This window comes from Belliella kenyensis (assembly GCF_022549675.1).
GTDB lineage: Bacteria > Bacteroidota > Bacteroidia > Cytophagales > Cyclobacteriaceae > Belliella > Belliella kenyensis.
Window position 1 is genome coordinate 329,526 of record NZ_JAKZGR010000001.1, and the last position, 17,482, is coordinate 347,007.

Genomic DNA, 17,482 nt, shown 5'->3' on the forward strand with positions numbered 1-17,482 from the left:
TTTTTTGCTTAAAATTAAACATTTTGAATAAGCCGCAGCTTGAAATTACACTAGTGGGATTTATCAGAATGCTGGTGGAACTTCAAAGACCATTCTTGCTTCGGAATTGGGATGTGTAAATGCCAGATAAGCTGCATGTAGGCAAAGTCTATCAGCTTTTCTTCCATACAAATCGTCTCCAACTATGGGTATGCCCAGTCCTGAATCGTGTGCTGCATGTACGCGAAGCTGGTGTGTTCGACCTGTAATTGGATAGAATACCACACGCGTTTTACCATTTTTCCTATCTATAACTTCATACTTTGTCTCTGCAGGCTTCCCGTATTCAAAGCATACTACTTGCCTAGGTCGATTATCCAAATCCACTCTCAATGGTAAATTAATCACTCCTGAATCTTGTTTAAGCTCTCCTTCTAGCAAGGCTATGTATTTTTTCACTACTGTTCGCTTGATAAATTGAGCTTGGAGCTGTCGGTGTGCTTTTTTTGTTTTCGCTACGAGGATGATCCCAGAAGTACTCTGATCTAGTCTATGCACCAATACTGCATCAGGATGAATGTCGCTGATACGCTTTTGTACAGAATCGACGACGTTTTTACCAGGCACAGACAGAAATTCTGCGGGTTTATCTATCAGTATCAATACTTCATCTTCATATATTACTCTGAACTCTTTTCCTTCGGCAGGATTTGAGAGCATAGGATTATCATCTACGTCTATTCCCTGAAGCATATGTCCAAGTATAGGCTCACATTTACTTCTACAAGCTGGATAAAATTCTCCATGCTTCCTGATTTCAGATTTGGGAGATCTTCCCCACCAAAACTCCGCCATGGCAATTGGTGTCAGTTGATGGGCATAAGCATAGTGGAGCAATTTAGGAGCAGCACATTCACCAGCAGCAGCAGGAATAGGCAAATCAAGCTCCTTTAGAAAAATCTGTTTCAAACTTTTCAATTCACCTTTACCATTCAAAAATTGGTATTCATCAAAAAGCCTATCTTGAAGTTTTTGAGATCTCTCTTTTCTTTCTGATTTTAAGGATGAAAGCTTCTGCTCAAATGGGTATATAGCTGATTTGAGTCTTTCAATTTCAGTAGCTAATTCAAGCTCAAGCTTACGTTGGAAATACTGCATCTTCAAACTTTCTTCACGCTGACTTTCCATTAAAATCTCGTATTGAACATCATTCAACTCTTGTACTTTTTGAGTTCGTATGGCTTTTCTTATCTTTTGAGCAGCTTTGACTTTGGCACGACCAGCTGCTATTTTTTGTGAAGCAATTTTCTGAAATTCCTCAAGCTTTTCTTTTTTATTGAGGAAATCTACATCATTTTCCAATGATTCGATGCTGCTATTCAAATCATTCAAAACTGCCTCTTCTTTCTTGAAAAAACCATCAGAAGCAAGCATGTCAAATACAGGAGGTACAAAATAGCTATGATGATTGCTATCCGCAAGCTTACCTGAAAATGCCGCAATGAATCCTAACACTCCTTCACTGTTTTTGACAACTAACACTCCAAACATTTTACCAATAGCCAAACGCTCATCATCCTGATCAAGTCCAAAGTTATGCTTCCAATCTTTTTGAATTGAGAGGTATTCTTTGAGTTTTTGGGCTGCTAATAATGAAATGACTGAAGGTTGGTAATAGAATGGGAAATTAAACTTTTCAGGTAGTTGTAGAGTTTGAATTTCCTGATCAAAAGGAATGAACTTCTTCAAATTTGGGAGTTTTGATTTCCGCAAATGTAAAAATGATTTATCGTTTATCGAAATTTTAAGATCGATCATCCAAAGTGCAAAGTAGGCAAAAATGAATGGCAAAATATACTTTGAATTTTCCTTAATATAACCTAGGATCAAAAAAATAGTATAATCAAAGACTAACCAAACAATCATATGATACAATCTGAATTAACCACCCAGAATCCCAAAATTTATATTTTTCTACCACTTTACTATACACTGTGGGCTGATAGTGTTCTGACACCATTGGAGATTGAAGAGATGAAATCGCTGATCTCCAGACAAAAATGGATCAATCCGCTAGAAAAAAATATGCTCATAGAGCATCTTAATCCAGCTTTGCCACCTAAACCAAAGTTGCTCAAGTCTTGGAAGAAAGAGATAAAAAACCTTGACATTTCCGCTGACAGTGGCTTGACCTCTATCGGTCTCAAACTGGTAGAGAAGTATGATCGTGATGCAAAATTTTCGGAAAGTGAAATTGAAGATTTTCACCGTACAGAACTTGCCTTGGGATTGCTAGGAAAAGAAGCTGGATATGCCTTCAGAACAGGACATGAGACTATCACAGCAAAACATAAAGCAAATAGTACTTTTGACATTACTGAAATGATTTCTCTTCTCGACGGGGATCAGCAAAAGGTCATACAAAAAGTAAAAAAGATAATCTCCGATCCAAGTTTTGCTTATCGGGAATATGAAAGCTTGAGTGATCAAAGAGAGCAAGTGCTCACATGGTGCAAGGTTTTGTCAGAGCATGGGCTCGGTGCTTGGGCATTCCCGAAATTTGCAGGTGGAAAAGATGATATGAAAGGATATTTCACCATCATGGAAACACTTTCCTATCATGACCTAAGTTTAGTGATAAAATTTGGAGTACAATTTGGACTTTGGGGAATGAGTGTGTTTTTCTTAGGTACAGATAAGCACCATAAAAAGTACCTCAAGGACATAGGAAGCTTGGATCTTCCAGGCTGCTTTGCGATGACAGAAACTGGGCATGGTTCGAATGTACGAGGCTTGGAGACCACAGCTACCTACGACCACAATTCTAGCACTTTTACAATCCATACTCCAAATCCTGAAGCGAGAAAAGAATATATAGGAAATGCCGCTGTTCATGGTCAGATGGCTACCGTATTTGCAAAACTCATCATTGATGGAGAAGATTTTGGAGTGAATGCTTTCATAGTACCTTTAAGAGATCAAGAAGGAAACCTTGTCAAGGGTGTACAGATAGAAGATTGCGGTAGAAAAATGGGTCTCAATGGCGTCGATAATGGCGTGATCTATTTTGACAATGTCGTGATTCCAAAAGAACAAATGCTTGATAGATTCTCTTCAGTCAATGATGAGGGGGAGTTTGAAAGTGAAATAAGTTCTGATAATAGAAGATTCTTCACCATGCTGGGGACACTTGTCGGAGGAAGAATTGGAATTCCTAGGTCTGCTCTATCCGCTGCCAAAACTGGACTTACAATTGCCATTAGACATGGAGAAAAAAGAAAGCAATTCGGGCCAGAAGGTGGAGCTGAGGTTCCTATTTTGAATTACAGAATGCACCAAAGAAGGCTAATGCCACCATTGGCGGCTAGCTACGCACTCCATTTTGGATTGAGGTATTTGACCAAAAGATTCTTGGAAAGAACTGAGGAGGAAGCCCAGGAGATAGAAGCTTTAGCAGCAGGTATGAAGGCGTATACCACATGGTTTACCACAGCGACACTGCAAGAGTGCAGAGAGGCTTGTGGTGGTAAGGGCTATCTTTCGGAAAATAGAATTGATGCCCTCAAAAACGATACAGATGTATACACCACTTTCGAAGGGGATAATGTAGTTCTGATGCAATTGGTGGCTAAAAATAGGTTAACTGAGTTCAGGCAGGAGTTTGGTGATATGAACATGTTTACCATATTCAATTACGTGGTCAACCAAGCAAAAACAAGTATAGCTGAAAAAAATCCATTAATCATTAGAAGTACCGAACAGGCTCATTTATTGGATATGGATTTTCACCTAAGTGCATTCAAGTACAGGGAAAGAGCTATTTTGGCAAGTGCTGCGCAACGAATTAAGAGACATATCGACGAGGGAATGGACTCTTTCGATGCTTTCAATGTGGTTCAGCATCACCTTTTGAATGTGGGTCAAGCTTATATAGAGAGAATAATTCTCGAGGAATTTCAAAAGGAAATCATTGTCACATCAAACTATGGTGTCAAAACAGCACTCACTCAGCTTTGTCAATTGTTTGCATTGCATACAATCGAGAAAAATCGAGGTTGGTATCTAGAGCAAGGGTATATGGAGGGCGTCAAAACCAAAGCAATTCGGAAGGAAGTAAATCAGCTTTGTTGGGAAATTAGAAAGAATGCATTGGCTTTGACCGCCGCGTTTGATATTCCGGAGTCTTGCATAGCTGCTCCAATAGCAAAAATTTAAAAATTTCATATCTATGTCATTTAGTCTTGACCTGCGGGGTTTTCTATCAAAAAGTGTATGATCGAAATGAATGCCTATCCCCTATACATAGCCCAAACAATACAGGTATTATCTTCTTGATTAAAAGACATAACATTTCATTGATTAATAGTTTAGGAGAAATTAGAAAAATAATTGATACATTCGATTTCTAATTTCTCTTATTTCTATGAAAACTAACCTAAAATTAATCCTGCTCCTAGCTGTATTCTGCCTAACTGCGAACTTCAGTGTACACTCGCAAGGAATCTATACCGCTCGTGGGTATTGGGAAGAGTCAAATAAACCAACCTATAAGCAAATCAAGCATAAACAAACCGTGGGAGACACGCTTGACGCAGAAGAACTTGATTACTTAAATGATTTTGAGCTTTTTCTATTCAATTACTACAATAAAATGTCTACCGAAGAGCAGAATCTTTATCAGAAAATGAAGGAGCAATGGGACAGAGAAAGTAGTAAAGTTACAACTTCAATTAACTTGGTACGAGAACCAAATGACTTTGAATGGAGACTTAGAGAGCGATTTGTTAGTATAGGATATGGAGTCTACTACGGTAGTACAATGTTATCTATATTTCCAATAGAAAGTGCTGGAGCAGCTGGAATCCCATTTATCACTGGAGGTATGTGGGCTCTAGGTCCGCTGATCAATCCCAAGAAATTTGAAGGAATCGATAGGTCGGTAATCAGAGCAAATAATTCTGGTAGGCTATTGGGATTAATTTTTGGTGCTTCTCTAGGCCTAATGGTTGGTGGAAACAATGGAGACCAAGTAAGAACCACATTCATTGGCTCTACCATAGGCAGTATAGGGCTAGGAGAATATGCCTTTCAATTACAAAAAAAGCGGAGGTATTCTGAGGGACACATTGAAATCATGCGACACCATGGGCTGCTAGGTAGCTATGTGGGGCTATCTACAATAGCAGCAGGAAATGGTGAACAAGCTTGGGTTTATGGCTTAGGCTCACTACTTGGTGGAGGAGCTGGTCTGTACGCTGGAAACATAGCTTCTAGAAATTATCCTTATACCAAAGGTGATGGCAGGTATGCTACCAACATGAGCAATGTAAGTGTGGGATTGGGTTTCGCAATTGCAAATGAAATAGCTTTTAATGGATCTGAAGGAAGTGGTTTGGCTCTTATTCCTGCTGGCTTTGGGATCATTGGAACATATTTGGGCCAACGAAAAACACAAGGAGTAAACTTAAGTGCAAAGCAAGGTAGTACCATAAATTATGCTTCCACAGGAGCGGCATTTGTAGGTGTGGGTATTGCTGCACTAGCGGAAAGCGAGTCTGCAACGGTCTACCTAGCACTTGGATCAGGCTTTGCGCTAATCACTCAAGAGTTTCTTTTTCATAAATACAAAAATGAAAATTTGAGTCTTAAAGGGAATTTAGGAAAGGCCGAAAAAAATAACATAAAGTATAGCCTAGATTTCAATCCTGAGAATTACTTTTTGAATCAGCAGTTACAAGCTAAGGCCAATAACTTTAGCAATTATTCTCAATTATCAAATCCAGTTGTGAATTTAAATTTTAAATTTTGATAAAGCCGATTGATTACATTAGAATTGGTTTTTGGCAATTGGAGAGAGACTTTGAAGCTATTCAAAGTCTCTCTTCAGTTTAATCTACCAGATGATGGATATTTGAAATGTCTAAAAAATGACTGGTGAAAAAAAAAATTATGGTCATGTGATAATATCTACCTATCAAGGACCAACAAGTATGATCAATTTTCCTTTTGTGACAATAGAGACTTGGCGATTTTTTTTTCACAACAATGTTCACATATAGTTGCTTTTTTATTTATTGACAAAGCTCTTCTCAATGCCTCCTTACCATTGTTGAATGGTCCTAAATAATCACGATCCAAAGCATCAGGAAGAAACGGACATTCCTTTTCATGGATTTGAAAATTACCGTTTTCATCACTAATACTACTTAGATAAAAGAATTTCATGTTTTCCTAGTTTAGACTCGAAATTTACCGATAAGCATTAAGCCAAAAAATACCTAGAAGTAGGTATTTTTTGGCTTAATATTTGAAAAGTTATATCATTTATTTGAAATATCATTTACCCAAAGAATATTTTGAATTTAATATTGCTTTAACATTTAAAAAACTTATCAAAACAGACAATAATACCAAATATTAGGGCTTTCATACACAAAATACTTTCAATGATTTCGTAATTTCAACTTAAAAACTTAATGTTTTTAGCAAAATTGGTCTTTAGCATGGATAATTATCTGTTTTTTCAAATATTTCATCTCTTCTTTCTTAATTCGATCACAGTAATTTCAGGCCAAATTCCAACCCTTCCGGAAAAGGCATGGAATCCAAATCCTCTGTTAACATATAGAAATCTTCCTTCATGGTCAGTCAGACCTGCCCAGTTTGGATACCTATACTGAACAGGACTCCATTTGATGATAGGAGTTTCAATTCCAAACTGCATCCCATGAGTATGACCTGAAAGTGTTAAGTGGATTTTCCGAGGCTCAACCTTCACTTCATAATCCCAGTGGGAAGGATCATGAGAAAGTAATATTTTGAAATCTTGAGGATCTACTCCCTCCAATGCTTTTTGTAAATCTCCTTTGGATTGAAAACCTTTGCCCCAGTTTTGGACACCCACCAAAATGATATGTTGTCCGTCTTTTTCAATAGTGACGTGTTCATCAATCAGAAGATTGTACCCTAGCTTGCTATGCTGATTGATAAATTTTTTGAAATTCTCAGCCTTAGCATCTTTACTTTCCCAGGAAACATAATCTCCATAATCATGATTACCGATAATAGAGAACTGACCGAATGGAGCTTTGATTTTATTAAAAATATCTATCATAGGATCTATTTCACTTGCTTCATGATTTACAAGGTCTCCAGTAAATACAAAAAGATCAGATTGCTGAGCTATAGCCAAATCAACTCCTTTTTTAACAGCTTTCATATCTTTGAAGCTACCTGCATGTATGTCAGACAACTGTGTAATAGTAAAGCCATCAAAGGCCTCGGGAAGATCATCGAAATAAATAACCTCTTTATGAACCGTGAAATTGTATTTTCCTTTGGTGATACCATAGACAAAACTTGTCAATGGCACCATAGATATTGCTAAAGCCAGCATACTCAACCATTTCAGTCTTGAGGGAAAGCTTGTGGCTGATTTTCCATTCATCAAAAGAGAAAAACCTGCTTGAATATTTCTGAAAATATCTTCTCCAAAAAGAAAAACAGTACATACCAATTGTGTCACCACGATTGTTAAAAACACATTCAGTACATGCTGATGTGCATAAGATATTTCCCCTGCTTTGAATATTTGCTGAAAGGTGTAAACTACCCAAATAGAAACACCTCCAAATATCAGCCAGTAGAGCAGATTTAGAACATGCTTTGTCCTTTCCGAATCCATGCCTGATAGAATTGTTTTATAAGCTTGGAAAACATACCAGTTGAGAAAGGTAGAAAATAAGAAAAGCGCAATAAGAAAAATAAGACCTCCTACTTGATTCATATTTTAAATTATAAATTGTACGAAGTCATATACAGAATTTCAGCTGTATTGGTTCGGGTACGACGTATAATATTATCTAAATATGATAAATATTCACCTCAGTTTTCAGTTTGCTGGATTTACTTCCAGAATAAGAGCCATAGATTGGCATAGTCAACAATGGATCATGGCTACATGCTAAAGCAATATAAAATTCATCGGTAAATAGACCTAAGCTTGGATCTAAACCTATCCATCCTGCACCTGGAAGATAAACTTCCACCCAAGCGTGTAGCTCATGACCTGTATCTAGCTCAGGATTGTATGCATACCCACTTACAAACCTTGAAGCCAAACCTTTGGTTCTTAGCATTTGCATCAGCATCCATGATAAGTCTCTGCATGAACCAGATTTAGAAGCAAAAACAGATCTCAAGGAGAGGATTCCCTCCTCCTCTCTCAATACATGATTCCATTTACTTTTTATACTAGCTACCAAATTGGTCAAAAATGAAACTAAGTCTGTAGAGCAATTCATCTGTAAATCAACATACTCCAGCATAAAATTGGAATCATTATCTAAAATCAAATACGGTCTTAATGCTGGAAGTTCTCTGTTGTCATATTCGAATAAACTGAATGGAAACTCCAATCCTTTTTTCAAAATAAATCCAAAAGGATTGAAGGGTAGTAATTTTACGCTGATCGAAGATATGATCTCTAGTTTTTGTGTATCGTTTTGAAACCAAATGTTATAATAAGTATTACCTTCAGCATTTATTCTTTCATATTTTCCTTGAGGACTAGGAGATACTTTCAAACTAGACCTGAGAATTTTGATATATGATCTATGCTGAGGAAACATCAAAATATCATGCGGACCAAGAGTAACTTGTTCCTCATAATGATAAACTGACTTGTGTTCAATTTTTAATAATTTGTCCATTTCACACAATGGACACAGTGTCATCAAAGGCTTTCTTCAAGATATCAGCAGGTAGCTCGCTTATAGCTTCTCTGATTCTTGAATTCCAAAACTCAGAAATATGAGCCAGTTCAGCTTGTTCGAAGCGCTTTTCGATGATTTGATAACTATCATTTTCCAGAATCACCGTATCAATAGGGAAGTCTACATCATTTGCTGAGATTCTGGTAGCATCGAAGGCCAAAAAGGCACATTTCAAAGCATAATCTAATGATTCTTCATAATTCAACGAACGCTTTAAAATTGGATTTCCAGCACCCGAATTCCCAATTATGACAAATGGTGTACCTCTTCTGATTTCAATCCAATTCCCTTGTGGGTACAAAAGATAGAGTTTGGGTAATTTGTCATCCTCTAATTGACCTCCTATGATAGAAAATAGATTAAAAGAGAGTCCTCCTTCTTCCAAACTTTCTTTGTCTTCTTTAGCCACACGCTTGATTTGATCTCCAAACTCATTGACTGCTTCATAGAGTTTTTTGAACTTGTCATCTTGCTTTTCAATCGTTTCAGAAAAGTAGGTTATCGCTTTATCCCTCACGGACCTTAGTCCCGAGGTCATGATAAAGAATGAATGCTTTTCTTTGTTTACTTTATATACTTTTTTGGAAGTGGTAGTTTCATTTCCAGAGGTAATTCTTGTATCAGAAAGACCTATTAAACCATGTTTGGTTTTGATTCCTAAGCAAAATGTCATTATTGTTCCATTTGTTGGATTGCAAAATTATGTTTTATCTGGAAAAAGTTTTTATCGATTTCATTTGAAATTTTAATTATTTTCAACTGAACTTCATCAAGATATTCATGTAACCCTGTATTGATTACATCTGTGACATCATCGAACTCGAGCTTTGATCTCAATTCGCCCATGACTTTTTCAGAAGTATTTCTTCCTCCATTTCTTCCTTCTGTAGAGATTTTATAAAGTGATTTCTCTGCTTCCACCAAGCAATAGTATATGGATCGTGGAAAAGTTTCATTCAAGACCAAAAATTCCACGACATTCGAAGAATCTATATTCCCATACAATCTTCTGTAAGTATTGAATGCAGTCACTGATTTCAACAAGGCTGTCCAATGCAGAAAGTCTAAAGGAGTACCTATCATATTCGGAGAGGGTAATAGTATGTGATATTTCACATCCAAAATCCTACTTGACATATCGGCACGCTCCAAGTACATTCCTAATTGTCGAAAATGCCAACTTTCTGATCTAGCTACAGTAGATTCCGCTAGCCCGTATATCAATAGAATCTGATTTTTCACTGATTCGAAAAACTCCCTTAAATCTTCGGCCTTCCATTCTTTTTTAATGGCTTTCTTTTTTACAAAATGATAAAGTTCATTGAGCTTTTCCCAAGTTTCTTTGGTCAGATTTTCTCTTATAATTCTTGCATTTTCTCTTGCAAATGTCACCGATGAAATAATGGAATTCAAGTTTTCTACATCAAAAGTCAGGAAGTGTATGACTTGTTTCCGATCAAAATTCAAATTTCTTGCCTTGAAATTTTCAAAAGAACCTGTGGCCTTAACTAATGGTTCCCACTGTTCATTCATATCTGGGGGTAAATCCATAGAAAGATTGATATTCACATCGATAAAGCGAGCATAGTTTTCAGCTCTTTCCAAATATCTTCCCAGCCAATATATTGAATTTGCGACTCTACTTAACATATTAATTATTTGTATAAAACCCAAGTATCTTTACTGCCCCCACCTTGAGAGCTATTTACTACCAATGAACCTCTTTTCAATGCTACTCTTGTAAGTGCACCTGGTATCACTTCTATATCTTCACCATAAAGGATATATGGTCTCAAGTCAACATGCCTGCCCTCTAATCCCTGCTCTGTAAGTGTAGGAACTGTCGAAAGGGATAGCGTTGGTTGAGCGATATAGTTATTGGGGTTGTTTTTGATGAGTTCACGGAATTTATCGTGTTCTTCTTTGGAAGCTTTCGGTCCGATCAGCATACCATATCCACCCGCTGCATTGGTTTCTTTCACGACCAATTCTTCAATATGCTCCAAGACATACTTACGATCATTTTCTTCCCTGCATAAATATGTGGGCACATTTTTCAGGATAGGTTCTTCGTTGAGATAGTATTGTATGATTCTTGGAACATAAGCATATACAGCTTTGTCGTCTGCTACACCAGTACCTGGAGCGTTTGCAAAGGCTATGTTTCCTGCTTTGTAAGCTTCAAATACACCTGGAATTCCCAGCATAGATTCTGGATTGAAAGTGAGAGGGTCCAAAAAAGTATCATCTATCCTTCTGTAAAGTACATCAATTTGTTGAAGCCCTTTGGTAGTTTGCATATAGACTTTCTTGTCTTTGACTATAAGATCTACTCCAGACACCAACTCTACTCCCATCTGTAGTGCTAGGTAAGAATGCTCAAAATATGCGGAGTTATATATACCAGGAGTCAAAACACCCACTACTGGTTTGTCTTTCTTGGAAAGAAACTGGAGCATTTTGAGCAGTTTGGCAGGGTAATCCGATACAGGCATGACACCTAGTTCGTTGAATAAGTCTGGATATGCTCTTTTGATGATTTCTCTACTTTCTAGCATGTAGGACACTCCAGAAGGACACCTCAAGTTATCTTCTAGAATATAATAATCTCCAGACTTGTCCCTTACTAAATCTGTGCCTGTAATATGACACCAGATACCTTTTGGAGGTGTCATCCCAATACATGGTTCTAAATAATCTTTACTATTCAAAATCAAATCCTCTGGAACTATACCGTCCTTGAGTATTTGTCGGTCATTGTATATGTCTTGCAAAAATAGATTAAGGGCCTTGATTCTTTGCTTCAGGCCTGATTCTAACATTTGCCATTCTGAATTTGGAATTACCCTAGGTATAATGTCCAAATGCAAAATTTTCTCCGTTCCTTGACTATCATGGTAGACATTGAAAGTCATACCCATAGCAACTTGAGTCTTGTTAGCTGAAAATTGTAATTGACCTAATCTTTTGGAACTCGTTTTTTTGATCAAACTTAATAATTCTTTGTAATGAGCTCTACAGGTACCTGCTGTATCAAACATCTCATCAAAATTTGCACTAAAATCGTAAGATTGTATATCCATAAAATTTTCTATGTTTAATTAAAAATCTGATCAACAAACTAGCTAAAAATTATCAATATTCCAAATTTTTAGAAATTTACCTTGACATATTTCTCATAGAATTTGGAAAATACTTTCAGTAGAATTTCAGTAAAAACTTAGCTAAACCTTAAGTATTCTCCCAATCAGGTGATCATATAATAAAGAAAATCGCAAAAAAATGGATCGCAGGTAAATCCCACGATCCTCTTGAATTTAATGCCGAATAATTTTCTACTTCATTTTTGAAAATACTTGCTTTTAGCTTATGGTAGAACCACTTGCTGTGGATTGTCCTGGCTGAAGAAGTCTTAAACTTCCATCTTTATCTTCAGCCATTAGGATCATACCTTCGGAATCTATTCCCATCATCTTTCTTGGCGCCAAGTTGATAAGCATAGTTACTTGCTTACCTATCAAATCTTCAGGTTTGAAATGTTCGGCAACACCACTCAGTACAGTTCTTTTTTCAAGACCTGTGTCTACAGATAGTTTTAGAAGCTTTTTAGATTTTGGCATAGGCTCTGCATGAAGTACCGTCACTACCCTCAAGTCTAATTTTGCAAAATCATCGAATGTTATTATTGGCTTCATCGCTGGAACAGAAGCATTTGCAAGTTCATTTTGCTTTTTGGCTTCTAGCAGCTTATTTACTTGCTTTTCTACTGTTTCATCCTCGATTTTTTCGAAGAGCAATGAAGCTGCGCTGATAGCATGACCTGCTTTGAGCAAGGAGTCATTAGCTGAATCAGACCATTTCAATGACTCTAGGTTGAACATTTCCAACATTTTCTTAGAGGTAAAAGGCAAAAATGGATCTGCTACAATTGCCAAATTTGTCGCAATATTCAATGCTATATTCAGGATAGTCCCTGTTCTTAACTTATCCTCTTTGATCGTTTTCCAAGGCTCTGTGTCTGCAAGGTATTTGTTACCTAGCCTAGCAAAATCCATGACATAGGATAATGCCTCTCGGAACCTGTATCTTTCAATTGAAGCAGCAATTTTTTCAGGAAATCCTACCATTGACTCCAGTACTTCTTGATCATAGCCGTTAAGTTCTGATCTTGAAGGCACTACCCCATCAAAGAATTTATGTGTAAGTACTACGGCTCTATTTACAAAATTACCAAAGACTGCTACTAATTCTGAATTATTTCTTGCTTGAAAATCCTTCCAAGTGAAGTCATTGTCCTTAGTTTCTGGTGCATTGGCAGTAAGCACATACCTCAAAATGTCTTGTTTCCCTGGAAATTCTTCAAGGTATTCATGTAGCCAAACAGCCCAATTTCGAGATGTTGATATTTTGTCTCCTTCTAAGTTTAGAAACTCATTAGCAGGCACATTTTCAGGTAGCACATAGCCTCCATGTGTCTTCAGGATGGCTGGAAAAATTATGCAATGAAATACGATGTTATCTTTTCCGATGAAATGAACCAACTTAGTACCATCTTCTTTCCAATAAGGCTCCCAGTTTTTCCCATTGGCTGCGGCCCATTCTTTGGTAGAAGATATATAACCTATAGGGGCATCAAACCATACATAGAGTACTTTACCCTCTGCTCCTTCAATCGGAACAGGTATGCCCCAATCCAGATCCCTAGTCATAGATCTAGCCTGTAAGCCTTCCCCTGCCTCTAACCATGAACGGCATTGACCCAATACATTGTTTTTCCAATCATCCTGATGATCCTCAAGAATCCATTTCTTTAGAAAATCCGTGTATCTGGCCAAGTCTAAGAACCAGTGCTTAGTTTCTTTTAAAACTGGCGTATTACCACTAAGTTTTGATTTAGGGTTAATTAATTCAGTTGGACTGAGAGAGCTTCCGCACTTTTCACATTGATCTCCATAAGCACCTTCATGACCACATTTGGGACATGTACCTTCTATGTAGCGGTCTGCTAGAAACTGTCCTGCTTCTTCATCATAATATTGCTCTGTGGATTGTTCCAGAAATTCGCCTTTATCATATAAGTCCTTAAAAAATGCTGATGCAGTCTCATGATGTAACTCTGAAGAAGTCCTTGAATAATGGTCAAAGCTTATTCCGAATTGCTCAAAGCTATTTTTCATCATCTCATGGTACCTATCCACCACTTCTTGAGGACTGATACCTTCCTTTTTAGCCTTGATAGTGATGGCAACACCATGCTCATCAGATCCGCATACAAAAGCCACATCTCTATTCTGTGACCTTAAGTACCTGACATATATGTCTGAAGGAATATAGCAACCTGCCAAATGTCCAATATGTAGTGGTCCATTGGCATAAGGAAGTGCCGCCGTTACTGTATATCTTTTGAATTCATTCTTATTCATAGCGTGCAAAGATAGAAAATTTGGTGATTCTCTTATTTTTATGTTATCAGGAAATTTGGCTAGTTAAGCTTGTATGTATTCTTCTCTTCCTTCATCTGTTAATATACCTTGATATATAATCTGTATAGCCTGATCAAAAATCTCAGAGGTTCCAAGGTTCATATTCTCTCTCATTTCTCTAGGAAATTGTGCCAAAAATTTGGGATCTATCAAGTTTTGAATGGCCGAAGCATATACCAATACGATGAGGGTTTTGTTCATTCCTTGCAATACATACCCTTTATCAATTCCCTCCTCAATGAGTCTTTGAAATCTCAAATATGCTGAATCCCTTACATAATCTTGTAACTCTCCCCATACCTCGGGTACATGCTCTCTAAGGTCTTGCAAAAGCTCTGGGTTGATTGGAGCTAGATCATTGGCCACTACGTTCAAAAATGATTTTAATTTGGCCATGAATGGAATGTATCGATTTTCCAAAATAGTTTCTACTTTTAATGAAAGTCGATTTTTTAACAAATCAAAAGAGGCCGCAAGCAACTCCTGCTTACCGGGAAAATATTTATACAACGTCTTCTTGCTCATAGCCAACTCTTGCGCGATATCGTCCATGGTTGTATTCTTGTAACCTTGGTTGATAAAAAGCTTGTAAGCTACGTCCAAAATCTTTGCTTCTATATCGTTTTTTTTACTCATTTTTCATCATTTCAAAACAAATATAGGCAATCAGTTTCGTAATCTTAAAATGGTTAACCTGCTTTACAGCCGAAATATCCTTTGTCCTTTCGGATACAAAGATTAATTTTGATTCTTAAGAAGCAATATACTCAAAGCTACAAGCATATGACGGCATCAGAAGCCAAAGTGAGAATCGAAGACCTTACAAAGCAAATCAACTATCATAACCATCTTTATTATCAAGAGGATAAGTCTGAAATCTCAGATTTTGAATTTGATAAATTATTAGAGGAGTTGATAGCACTTGAGGAAGAATTTCCAGAGTTGTTATCAGATGATAGCCCTACCCAAAGAGTGGGTGGTACGATCACCAAAGAATTTGAATCAGCAACCCATGAATATCGCATGTTATCTTTGGGGAATACCTATTCCGAAGAAGAGCTACTTGCATTTGACGAACGAGTTGCCAAAGGTCTTGGACATAGAAATTTTGAGTATTTCTGTGAATTGAAATTCGATGGTGTTGCCATCAGTTTGGTTTATGAAAATGGAAAGCTAGTCCGTGCTGTGACTAGAGGTGACGGCACCAAAGGTGATGTCGTCACCGAAAATGTAAAGACAATACGAAATGTTCCTCTCACAATCAAAGGAAACAATGTTCCTTCAAAGTTTGAAGTGCGAGGTGAAATCTTTCTTCCAAGAAAGGAGTTCGATAAAATCAATAGTGAAAGAGAAGCCCAAGGTGATCCACTACTAGCCAATCCAAGGAATGCGGCATCCGGAACTGTAAAGATGCAGGATAGCACTATAGTAGCAAAGAGAAGGTTGAATTGCTACTTCTACCAACTCATCAGTGATGAAGCTGACATCAATCAACATGATCAAGCCATGACCTTGTTAGAAGCATGGGGATTCAATGTATCGCCGACCTATCAAAAGTGTCTCGGAATCAAGGAGGTATTGAGTTACATCGAAACTTGGAGAGAAAAGCGACATGAGCTTCCTCTTGATACGGATGGTGTAGTCTTGAAAGTAAACGACTATGATCAAAGAGAGGAGTTGGGTTTTACCGCCAAGATTCCCCGCTGGGCTATAGCTTACAAGTATCAAGCTGAAAGTGCCGAAAGCGAGCTCCTTTCTATAACTTACCAAGTTGGAAGGACAGGTGCTATCACCCCGGTGGCTAACCTAAGTCCTGTGCTTCTAGCAGGTACTACTGTGAAGCGCGCTTCATTGCACAATGCCAATGAAATAGAAAGATTGGGACTTCATGAAGGGGATTATGTCCTGGTAGAAAAAGGCGGAGAAATTATCCCAAAAATCACGGGAGTCATCTTGGAAAAGAGAAAGAATTCGTCCAAACCAATCCAGTATATTAGTCAATGTCCTGAGTGTGGCACCACCCTTATAAGAAAAGAATCCGAAGCTAAACATTACTGTCCCAATGCAAAGCGATGCCCTCCTCAACTTTTGGGAAGAATTGAGCATTTCGTGCATAAAAGGGCTATGGATATAGACTCTTTGGGCACAGAGCGAATTCGCGCACTGATTGACCAAGGCTATATCGAAGATTTTGCTGACATCTATGAGCTTATACACAGGACAGATCAACTTCTTGGCTTGGAAATGAGCCAAGATCAATATCAGATTGCTGATGAAGGTTTGTTATATGTTGCACTTCACAAGGCATTGTTTGGGCTCACTGATGGAATAGCGCTGAGCTCAATTCAACAATTTCTAAATGCAAATTCCTCTGCTACACTTGAGCAAACTTTGAAAGCATTTCAAGGTTTTATTAGAGAAAACAAAAAGAAGGTAGCTCAGAATATAGCTACTATTCAAAAATTAGAAAGCATTCTCATAGCCTATCCATTCCCAAAAATCGAAGACTACCTACCTGTACCTGTGGTGTTAAGTTTGTTGATTGGAAAGCAAGTCGGAATGACAAGGCTGAAGGAGCTTTCTAGTCATGAACATACCATACATGGCATCATCCTAAGAGCAGACATTAGCTTGTCAACCGAACAAGAAGAAAAAATCAAAAAACTCAAATCCAATACATTTCAAGAAGGCGTAATTTCCAATATGGTAGAAGGTATCAATGCCTCCAAACAGCAAACTTTTGACAAAGTACTGTTTGCACTTGGTATAAGAAACATTGGAGAAAACACTGCTCAAATACTCGCCAAAGCATTTCCAAGTATAGATTTATTAAAAGAGGCAAGTGCCGAAGACCTTCTTGCTATAAACGGCGTTGGTGAGACCTTGGTCAATAGTCTACGAGAGTATTTTTCGGAAACTGAAAATATAGATGTTATTGAAAGGTTAAGAAGTCATGGATTGAGTTTTGAACTAGAGAAAAAAGAAAAGCCATCATTAGGCAATTCACTTAATGGAAAAAAAATCTTGGCCTCTGGAAAACTACTCCACTTCAAACGTGATGAAATCATTGATTTCGTAGAAAGCCATGGTGGTCAATATGTTAAGTCTGTTTCCAAATCTTTGGATTTTATTATAGAAGGTGAAGAAATGGGTCCAAGTAAAAAAGAAAAAGCTCAGAAACTAGGTATAAAATTGATTTCTGAAGAAGATTTCTTAAGCATGGTTAAGGTATAAGTCGGAACACTC

General features: G+C 37.5%; 12 protein-coding genes. 3 read left to right on the top strand and 9 right to left on the bottom strand.

Annotated elements, in window-relative coordinates; all coding sequences use genetic code 11:
• Positions 1 to 63 precede the first annotated feature (63 nt).
• Positions 64 to 1,728, bottom strand: a complete 1,665-nt coding sequence (locus MM214_RS01325; RefSeq protein ID WP_241291097.1) for an RluA family pseudouridine synthase — start codon at positions 1,726 to 1,728, stop codon at positions 64 to 66.
• 177 nt (positions 1,729 to 1,905) lie between these two features.
• On the opposite strand from MM214_RS01325, the gene MM214_RS01330 reads away from it, so the two are divergent.
• Positions 1,906 to 4,194 carry an acyl-CoA dehydrogenase family protein gene (locus MM214_RS01330; protein ID WP_241291099.1) on the top strand — a complete coding sequence of 763 codons (2,289 nt, stop codon included), beginning with the start codon at positions 1,906 to 1,908 and terminating at the stop codon, positions 4,192 to 4,194.
• Between the two features lie 208 nt (positions 4,195 to 4,402).
• A complete protein-coding gene (locus MM214_RS01335) occupies positions 4,403 to 5,788 on the top strand; it encodes a hypothetical protein (RefSeq protein WP_241291101.1) in 1,386 nt (461 codons plus the stop codon).
• Positions 5,789 to 5,973: 185 nt separating this feature from the next.
• On the opposite strand, the gene MM214_RS01340 is transcribed toward MM214_RS01335, so the two are convergent.
• The 8 genes from MM214_RS01340 to MM214_RS01375 form a co-directional block, all read right to left on the bottom strand.
• On the bottom strand, positions 5,974 to 6,204 hold the full coding sequence (locus tag MM214_RS01340) for a hypothetical protein (RefSeq protein ID WP_241291103.1): 231 nt from the start codon (positions 6,202 to 6,204) through the stop codon (positions 5,974 to 5,976).
• A gap of 307 nt (positions 6,205 to 6,511) precedes the next feature.
• Positions 6,512 to 7,765: a metallophosphoesterase gene (locus MM214_RS01345; RefSeq protein WP_241291105.1), complete on the bottom strand. Its 1,254-nt coding sequence runs from the start codon at positions 7,763 to 7,765 to the stop codon at positions 6,512 to 6,514.
• Positions 7,766 to 7,841: 76 nt separating this feature from the next.
• Positions 7,842 to 8,690, bottom strand: a complete 849-nt coding sequence (locus MM214_RS01350; RefSeq protein WP_241291107.1) for a transglutaminase family protein — start codon at positions 8,688 to 8,690, stop codon at positions 7,842 to 7,844.
• A gap of 1 nt (position 8,691) precedes the next feature.
• A complete protein-coding gene (locus MM214_RS01355) occupies positions 8,692 to 9,426 on the bottom strand; it encodes a peptidase (RefSeq protein WP_241291110.1) in 735 nt (244 codons plus the stop codon).
• Positions 9,426 to 10,403, bottom strand: a complete 978-nt coding sequence (locus MM214_RS01360; RefSeq protein WP_241291112.1) for an alpha-E domain-containing protein — start codon at positions 10,401 to 10,403, stop codon at positions 9,426 to 9,428. The genes MM214_RS01355 and MM214_RS01360 overlap by 1 nt, the downstream gene beginning before the upstream one ends.
• A 5-nt stretch (positions 10,404 to 10,408) precedes the next feature.
• Complete coding sequence (locus tag MM214_RS01365) at positions 10,409 to 11,836, bottom strand: circularly permuted type 2 ATP-grasp protein (RefSeq protein ID WP_241291114.1); 1,428 nt, start codon at positions 11,834 to 11,836, stop codon at positions 10,409 to 10,411.
• A 279-nt stretch (positions 11,837 to 12,115) separates the two neighbouring features.
• Positions 12,116 to 14,176 carry a methionine--tRNA ligase gene (metG, locus tag MM214_RS01370; RefSeq protein WP_241291119.1) on the bottom strand — a complete coding sequence of 687 codons (2,061 nt, stop codon included), beginning with the start codon at positions 14,174 to 14,176 and terminating at the stop codon, positions 12,116 to 12,118.
• A gap of 63 nt (positions 14,177 to 14,239) precedes the next feature.
• A complete protein-coding gene (locus tag MM214_RS01375) occupies positions 14,240 to 14,872 on the bottom strand; it encodes a TetR/AcrR family transcriptional regulator (protein WP_241291121.1) in 633 nt (210 codons plus the stop codon).
• 147 nt (positions 14,873 to 15,019) lie between these two features.
• On the opposite strand from MM214_RS01375, the gene ligA reads away from it, so the two are divergent.
• On the top strand, positions 15,020 to 17,470 hold the full coding sequence (gene ligA, locus MM214_RS01380) for an NAD-dependent DNA ligase LigA (RefSeq protein WP_241291123.1): 2,451 nt from the start codon (positions 15,020 to 15,022) through the stop codon (positions 17,468 to 17,470).
• Positions 17,471 to 17,482 lie beyond the last annotated feature (12 nt).

Bases quoted from the DNA above. Each gene is read 5' to 3' on its own strand.
- MM214_RS01330 (WP_241291099.1), top strand. From the start codon at position 1,906: ATGATACAATCTGAATTAACCACCCAGAATCCCAAAATTTATATTTTT.
- MM214_RS01335 (WP_241291101.1), top strand. From the start codon at position 4,403: ATGAAAACTAACCTAAAATTAATCCTGCTCCTAGCTGTATTCTGCCTA.
- MM214_RS01340 (WP_241291103.1), bottom strand. From the start codon at position 6,204: ATGAAATTCTTTTATCTAAGTAGTATTAGTGATGAAAACGGTAATTTT.
- MM214_RS01345 (WP_241291105.1), bottom strand. From the start codon at position 7,765: ATGAATCAAGTAGGAGGTCTTATTTTTCTTATTGCGCTTTTCTTATTT.
- MM214_RS01350 (WP_241291107.1), bottom strand. From the start codon at position 8,690: ATGGACAAATTATTAAAAATTGAACACAAGTCAGTTTATCATTATGAG.
- MM214_RS01355 (WP_241291110.1), bottom strand. From the start codon at position 9,426: ATGACATTTTGCTTAGGAATCAAAACCAAACATGGTTTAATAGGTCTT.
- MM214_RS01360 (WP_241291112.1), bottom strand. From the start codon at position 10,403: ATGTTAAGTAGAGTCGCAAATTCAATATATTGGCTGGGAAGATATTTG.
- MM214_RS01365 (WP_241291114.1), bottom strand. From the start codon at position 11,836: ATGGATATACAATCTTACGATTTTAGTGCAAATTTTGATGAGATGTTT.
- metG (WP_241291119.1), bottom strand. From the start codon at position 14,176: ATGAATAAGAATGAATTCAAAAGATATACAGTAACGGCGGCACTTCCT.
- MM214_RS01375 (WP_241291121.1), bottom strand. From the start codon at position 14,872: ATGAGTAAAAAAAACGATATAGAAGCAAAGATTTTGGACGTAGCTTAC.
- ligA (WP_241291123.1), top strand. From the start codon at position 15,020: ATGACGGCATCAGAAGCCAAAGTGAGAATCGAAGACCTTACAAAGCAA.